The organism is Butyricicoccus sp. (assembly GCF_977037065.1).
In genome coordinates this window covers 24,153-30,855 of record NZ_CDRQNY010000023.1, presented here as the reverse complement: position 1 = coordinate 30,855, position 6,703 = coordinate 24,153, and the positions used below count along the sequence as shown (strand labels likewise).

General features: G+C 54.5%; 7 protein-coding genes. All 7 read right to left on the bottom strand.

Translation table 11 applies throughout. The features are described 5' to 3' along the window. Nucleotides 1–354: 354 nt before the first annotated feature. On the bottom strand, nt 355–480 hold the full coding sequence (locus ACWVX6_RS08660) for a hypothetical protein (protein WP_256129151.1): 126 nt from the start codon (nt 478–480) through the stop codon (nt 355–357). 109 nt (nt 481–589) lie between these two features. Then, on the bottom strand, nt 590–910 hold the full coding sequence (locus ACWVX6_RS08655; RefSeq protein WP_158557376.1) for an SCP2 sterol-binding domain-containing protein: 321 nt from the start codon (nt 908–910) through the stop codon (nt 590–592). 159 nt (nt 911–1,069) lie between these two features. Beyond that, nucleotides 1,070–1,462, bottom strand: coding sequence for a hypothetical protein (locus tag ACWVX6_RS08650; protein ID WP_418375613.1), 393 nt, complete (start codon nt 1,460–1,462; stop codon nt 1,070–1,072). Continuing rightward, nucleotides 1,463–2,074, bottom strand: coding sequence for a ribosome biogenesis GTP-binding protein YihA/YsxC (gene yihA, locus ACWVX6_RS08645; RefSeq protein WP_227109736.1), 612 nt, complete (start codon nt 2,072–2,074; stop codon nt 1,463–1,465). It abuts the gene before it with no gap. Between the two features lies 1 nt (nt 2,075). Beyond that, nucleotides 2,076–4,490 carry an endopeptidase La gene (gene lon, locus ACWVX6_RS08640; protein ID WP_455152911.1) on the bottom strand — a complete coding sequence of 805 codons (2,415 nt, stop codon included), beginning with the start codon at nt 4,488–4,490 and terminating at the stop codon, nt 2,076–2,078. Nucleotides 4,491–4,622: 132 nt separating this feature from the next. After that, nucleotides 4,623–5,939 (bottom strand): ATP-dependent Clp protease ATP-binding subunit ClpX, encoded by a 1,317-nt coding sequence (gene clpX, locus ACWVX6_RS08635; protein WP_118480713.1) that lies wholly within the window; start codon nt 5,937–5,939, stop codon nt 4,623–4,625. A 53-nt stretch (nt 5,940–5,992) separates the two neighbouring features. Then, nucleotides 5,993–6,574, bottom strand: coding sequence for an ATP-dependent Clp endopeptidase proteolytic subunit ClpP (gene clpP / locus ACWVX6_RS08630; RefSeq protein ID WP_117490728.1), 582 nt, complete (start codon nt 6,572–6,574; stop codon nt 5,993–5,995). Nucleotides 6,575–6,703 lie beyond the last annotated feature (129 nt).

Genomic DNA, 6,703 nt, shown 5'->3' with positions numbered 1-6,703 from the left:
TGACTTCCAGCGATTTACCAAGAGTAAAAAACTCTCGAAATTTCAGGTTCGCACTACAACCTTGTTCATATCGAACAAAAGTTTAAGCACATCGTTGTTTAATTTACAAGGTACAATCTGCTGTTTTCAAAGAGTTTTCACAACTTTTCGTTGTTTTTAACTGCTCATCAACAGCTTATTTATTATATCAAAACCAGAAGCATTTGTCAAGAACTTTTTTTCAAATTCTTTTTTGAAGAATCAAGTCGTTCTAAATCAAACTTTTCGGTTTTGCGCTTGTCTCTGAGAGACAGCTTTAATAGAATACCAAACCCCGGAGCAAATGTCAAGAGTTTTTTCGTCCCTATCCGACATTTATTTCTCGTTTCTCCTCACAAGACTAATTACAAAAGCCGCAATCGACAGTCCTGCGCTGACCGCTGACAGCGCGCACGCAATAATATCCAGTGTCAGTTTGGCTTTTTTCTGTTTTTTATTCATTTTTGAGCATTTCTCCTTGTATAACCACAGCATGTACCGTTTCGGATGCTTTTACATAAAAGACCCGCCTGAAAGTACGGCGGGTCTTCCTTTATGCAGCTTTGCATCATTACTTCATCAGTTCTGCCAGCAACATAACCTTATCCACGTTGCCTTCCACCTTGATCTTGCCCTCAGCGATAGCAACCTGCGGAACCAGCTTGCCGGTAAGCATCTTCTCCAGATTCGTCATCGAACCGGAAACGATTGCATCGTGGTCAATATACTCATACGGCATAACGGACACATTGCCGTTCAGGATTTCGATGTAGAATACACCCGTAATCTTGCCCGTAAGATTAAACTGCACCGCAACCTTGCCTTCCGTGCCGGCAATATCTGCCTTCTTTAATCTGTTGTAAAACTTTCCAATCAGCTGATCAATATCCATCGGACTCACCCCTGCTCTATTTTCTATCTTCATTATACAACACATGCAAGAAAAAGCAAGGATAATTTTGGTGATTTAGCCGTGAAACTGTAATGAAACGGCTGTGCAATTTTTAATGCACAGCCGCTTTGTAAATTGAACAGTAATCAACAGTTAATTTCAGGTCTTTCGGTCGAATTTAGTATGGCAATGCGGGCAGGTAATCATAATCTTTCCCTTGCCCTTGGGCACGCGCAGGCGCTGACCGCACTCCGGACACTTGAAATAGCAGTGTGTCTTACGGTCAGCGAAACGGCCCTGTGCACCGCGAATCCTGTTCGATACCGGACGCCACCATCTCATAAACTTTTCATTCTCCGCATACCGCGCCTGAATATTGCGCGAGAACATGCGGAAGTAGCACAGGCACAGCAACGCGAGAATGAATACGTTCATCCACGCCCAGCCGAGAATGCGCGCCACGATAATGAGTACAATGCCAAGAATGAGCAGTGCGTTATTGAGCGGGTCGCTGCCGTAGCGGCCTGCCATAAAACGGCGGAAAAAATCCATTTATGCCTCTTCCTTTCCGCAAACGTGCTCGAAAATCAGGTCAAGCACCTCATCACGACCGAATCCCTTCTCTGCCGAGAACGGAATGACCGGCACTTCCTCCGGCAGCAGCAATGTCTGACGGATCTCCGCGATATTGCCCTCAAGCTGGCTCTTCTTAATTTTATCCAGCTTGTTGGCGATAATCACCCACGGTTTTCCGGATGCGCGGAACCACTCCGCCATCGTCATATCGTCGCGCGTCGGCTTATGACGAATGTCCACGATCTGGATACCCAGCGTCAGCAGATCCATTGCAAAGTAGGTCTCCATCAGAGCACCCCACCGCTGTTGCTCGGCCTTGGAAACGCGCGCGTAGCCGTAGCCCGGAAGATCGACCAGATACATAGCCTTGTCGATCGTGAAATAGTTGATGTGAATGGTCTTGCCCGGCTGTGCGCTGACACGCGCAAAGTTCTTGCGGTTCAGCAGCTTGTTGATGACCGAGCTTTTGCCCACGTTGGATTTGCCCGCAAACACGATCTGCGGCAGCGGGTCGTGCGGAAAATCACTTTCCTTCACCGCCGAGCGCAGAAATTCCGCGTTATGCAAATTCGGTTTCTTCATTTCCATATTATTGTACCACCGTTGTCGATGCCGTGTCCGCTGCACGCTTTACCGGTGCGGACTTGCGTTTTTTCTGCTTGGGACAGCGCGAAAAGTCGATCGCGGTCTCCACCACCGTGTCCATGTGCTCCGCAATGACAAAGTTGATGTTTTCCCGAACGACCGGCACGATGTCCTTCAAATCGCTCTCGTTGTCCTTCGGAATGCACACGGTCTTGATGCCCGCACGGTACGCCGCCATGGTTTTCTCGCGCAGACCGCCGATCGGCAGCACGCGGCCGCGCAGCGTTACCTCGCCGGTCATGGCAACCTCGTGACGAACCGGCGCGCCGGTCAATGCCGAAATCAGCGCCGTGGTGATCGTCACGCCTGCGGACGGGCCGTCCTTCGGAATCGCTGCCTCCGGGAAGTGAATGTGCAGATCGTTGTCCTTGTAAAACATCGGGTCGATGTTCAGTGCCTCTGCCTTGGAGCGCACGAACGTCACAGCCGCCTTTGCGCTCTCCTGCATGACCGTGCCGAGGTTGCCGGTGATTTCGATCTTGCCGGTGCCCGGCACGACTGCCACCTCAACCTCAAGCATTTCACCGCCGACACTCGTCCACGCGAGACCGTTTACAATGCCGACCTCGTCCTTCCTGCTGACCAGATCGTCCTTGAAGGTCGCCGTGCCGAGCAGCTCCTCGAGGTTCTCCTTGGTTGCGGTCAGGCTTTCGTCACCGTCCGCGATATGCTTGGCCGCCTTGCGGCACAGCTTGGCGAGCACCTGCTCAAGCCGGCGCACGCCTGCTTCGCGGGTGTAGCCGCTGATGATCGCATCAAGCGTTTCATCGTCCACGAAAAGCTGATTTTCGCTCAGGCCGTGCTTCTTCATCTGCTTGGACAGCAGGTGACGGCGCGCGATCAGGCGCTTTTCCTCCGCCGTGTAGGACGGCAGCTCGATAACCTCCATACGGTCAAGCAGCGGACGCGGAACGGTCGAAAGATCGTTCGCAGTCGTCAGGAACACCACGTCGGACAGATCAAACGGCAGTTCAATGTAGTGGTCGCGGAAGGCAACATTCTGCTCGGTGTCCAGCACTTCGAGCATCGCCGATGCCGGATCGCCGCGGAAGTCATTGCCCATCTTGTCGATCTCGTCGAGCAGGATGAGCGGGTTGGACGTACCGGCACGGCGCAGCGCATCCATAATACGGCCCGGCATTGCGCCGATGTAGGTCTTGCGGTGACCGCGGATATCCGCCTCGTCACGCACACCGCCGAGGCTCATGCGCGTGTAGTTGCGGCCCATGGCCTCTGCAACGGACTTGGCAATCGAGGTCTTGCCGACACCCGGAGGGCCGACCAGACACAGCACCTGCCCCTTGAGGTCGGGCGCAAGGCTCTTGACAGCAAGAAACTCCATAATGCGTTCCTTGACCTTCTCCATGCCATAGTGGTCGCGGTCGAGGATCGCCTGTGCTTCCGCCAGATCATGACGTTCCTCGCTCTTCTTATTCCACGGCAGGTCGAGCACGGTATCCAGATAAGTACGCACGACACCCTGCTCGGCCGTCGAGCCGCTCAACTTGGCAAAGCGGTCCACCTCACGGATGAGCTTGTCCTCGCACTCCTTCGGCAGCTTGAGGTCGAGCACGCGCGCGCGGTAGCTTTCCGCTTCTGCGGCTACGTCCTGCTCGCCGAGCTCGGTCTGAATGACCTTGATCTGCTCGCGCAGGTAGTATTCCTTTTGGTTTTTGTCGATCTGGGTCTTGAGTTCGTCCTGAATCTCGTTTTCGATCTTGAGGACCTCGGTCTCCTCACCGAGCATGCGGATCACCATCACCAGACGGCGGGTAATGCCAAGTTCTTCGAGGATCTCCTGCTTGGCTGCCACATCGACCGGAATATTCTGGGCGATATAATCTGCCAGATAGCCCGGATCGCCGCCCTCGGCTACGGTCAGCTCCACATCGGGCGACAGGCGGGACGCATACTGCGCGTACTCACCGAAGCGCTCCTGTGCAGTGCGCACGAGTGCCTGCGCGCGGCGTTCGGTCACGCCGTAAACGTAGTCCTCGAGTTCCTCAACCTCGGCATACATGCAGTCCTCGTCCTTCTCGGCGGCGATAAAGTTGTGCGCGAGTGCGCGGGTCTTGCCCTCGACCAGCACGCGGATATTGTCGCCCGGCAGACGCAGGATCTGACGAATCTGGCAGATCGTGCCGATCTGGTACAGGTCGCTCGGCGTCGGCGTATCGGTTTTCAGTTCGCGCTGCGCGGTCAGGAAGATGGTCTGGCCGTTCTTCATCCCCGCTTCCAGTGCGCGAATCGACATCATTCTGCCCACATCAAAGTGGACGATCATATTAGGGAACGCCGTCAGTCCGCGCAGCGGCAGCACCGGCAGGCGGCTGAGGACGATTCCGTTAAGCTCTGTCATATGTTCGTTTCTCCTTGCACGGAAAATTGTCTATTAGTTTCAGTATAGTATATCTTCCGGGGTTTGTAAAGGCGTTGAACGTTAAAAATACGGGCGGGAATCTCGTTCCCCGCCCGTATTGGTTTTGATTGGTTATGCGCTCTTGGTCGGCTTTCTGCGCGAAGCCTTTTTCGGCGGCTTCTTTTCCGCCGGAACAGCCGTGCGTTCGCCGTGCTCGACAACCGGCTCACCGGTACCGTCCACAACGCCCGGCGTGATCTCCACGCGGCAGACGGTCTCGTCGGACGGAATACGGAACATGATATCGGTCATCACGTTCTCCAGCACACCGCGCAGACCGCGGGCACCCGTTTTGCGCTCGAGTGCAACCTCAGCCACACGCTCGAGTGCCTCCGGCTGGAACTTCAGCTCTACGCCGTCCATTGCGAACAGCGTTTCGTACTGCTTGACCAGTGCGTTCTTCGGCTCCTGCAGGATGCGGACGAGTGCGTCCTTATCCAGCGTATCGAGCGAAACGATGGCCGGCAGACGGCCGATCAGCTCGGGAATCAGGCCGAACTTCATCAGGTCATGCGGCTCGATCTTGGCCAGCAGACGGTCGGTCTGCTCGTCCTCCTTGCCCTTTACCTCAGAACCGAAGCCCATCCCCTGCTTACCGGTGCGCTTCTGGATGATACCCTCGATACCATCGAATGCACCGCCGCAGATAAACAGAATATTGGTCGTGTCGATCTGAATGAACTCCTGATGCGGATGCTTGCGGCCGCCCTGCGGCGGTACGTTGGCAACCGTGCCCTCGAGCATTTTCAGCAGTGCCTGCTGTACGCCCTCACCCGAAACATCGCGGGTGATGGACGGGTTTTCGCTCTTGCGGGCAATCTTGTCGATCTCATCGACGTAGATAATGCCGTGCTCTGCCAGCTCCACATCAAAGTCCGCCGCCTGAATCAGTCGCAGCAGGATGTTCTCGACATCCTCACCGACGTAACCGGCCTCGGTCAGCGTGGTCGCGTCCGCGATTGCGAACGGAACCTGCAGAGTCTTGGCCAGCGTCTGTGCCAGCAGCGTCTTGCCCGAGCCGGACGGACCCAGCATCAGGATGTTGGACTTCTGCAGCTCTACCTCGGTCTCCGGATGGTAGATGCGCTTGTAGTGGTTGTAAACCGCAACCGAAAGGGCAATCTTCGCACGATCCTGACCGATAACGTACTCATCGAGCACTTTTTTCAGCTCCTGCGGCGTCGGCAGGTGCTCGGGTTTTACGAGTGCATGGCTCTGCGGCTCGTACTCCGGCATGAGATCCAGCTCGTCATCCAGAATGCTGGTGCATACGCCGATACACTCATCGCAGATATATACGTTCGGTCCTGCGATCAGCTTGCGCACGCGGCTCTGCGGCTTGCCGCAGAACGAGCATTTCAGTTCTTTTCCATCATCATAACTTGGCATATGCCACCTCTATACTACGAAAAAAATTACAATTACGACAATGCAGAATTGCCTTAGTGCTTATCGAATACCTTGTCGATCAGGCCGTATGCAACAGCCTCGTCCGCGGTCATGAAGTTATCGCGCTCGCAGTCAGCCGTCACGGTCTCAACCGGCTTGCCGGTATTTTCGGACAGGATCTTGTTCATGCGCTTCTTGATGATCTCAAGGCGCTTCAGGTGGATCGCCATATCAGTGATCTGACCCTGCGTGCCGGCGGACGGCTGATGGATCATGATCTCAGCATTCGGCAGCGCGTAGCGCTTGCCCTTGGCGCCCGAGGACAGCAGAAATGCACCCATGGAAGCCGCCATGCCAATGCAGATGGTCGAAACATCGCACTTGATATAATTCATGGTGTCATAAATCGCCATACCTGCGGTTACGGAGCCGCCGGGGCTGTTGATATACAGCGAAATATCCTTATCCGGGTCCTGTGCTTCCAGATAAAGCAGCTGAGCCACGACCAGAGAAGCGGTCGTGTCGTTTACTTCATCGCACAGCATGATAATGCGGTCATTCAACAGACGGGAGTAAATATCAAACGAACGCTCGCCGCGGCCGGTCTGCTCTACGACCATAGGGACTAAACTCACTTGGGAAAACTCCTTTCAGCAAGGTGGATAAGCTGCGAAAAAGCGCAGATTTTGTCCTCCTTGAATATAGGTGAAAAAGCGCGAGCGTCGCTCGCGCTTTTCTTATGAACCAACGCTAAGCGTTTGGTT

Bases quoted from the DNA above. Each gene is read 5' to 3' on its own strand.
- ACWVX6_RS08660 (WP_256129151.1), bottom strand. From the start codon at position 480: ATGAATAAAAAACAGAAAAAAGCCAAACTGACACTGGATATTATTGCG.
- ACWVX6_RS08655 (WP_158557376.1), bottom strand. From the start codon at position 910: ATGGATATTGATCAGCTGATTGGAAAGTTTTACAACAGATTAAAGAAG.
- ACWVX6_RS08650 (WP_418375613.1), bottom strand. From the start codon at position 1,462: ATGGATTTTTTCCGCCGTTTTATGGCAGGCCGCTACGGCAGCGACCCG.
- yihA (WP_227109736.1), bottom strand. From the start codon at position 2,074: ATGGAAATGAAGAAACCGAATTTGCATAACGCGGAATTTCTGCGCTCG.
- lon (WP_455152911.1), bottom strand. From the start codon at position 4,490: ATGACAGAGCTTAACGGAATCGTCCTCAGCCGCCTGCCGGTGCTGCCG.
- clpX (WP_118480713.1), bottom strand. From the start codon at position 5,939: ATGCCAAGTTATGATGATGGAAAAGAACTGAAATGCTCGTTCTGCGGC.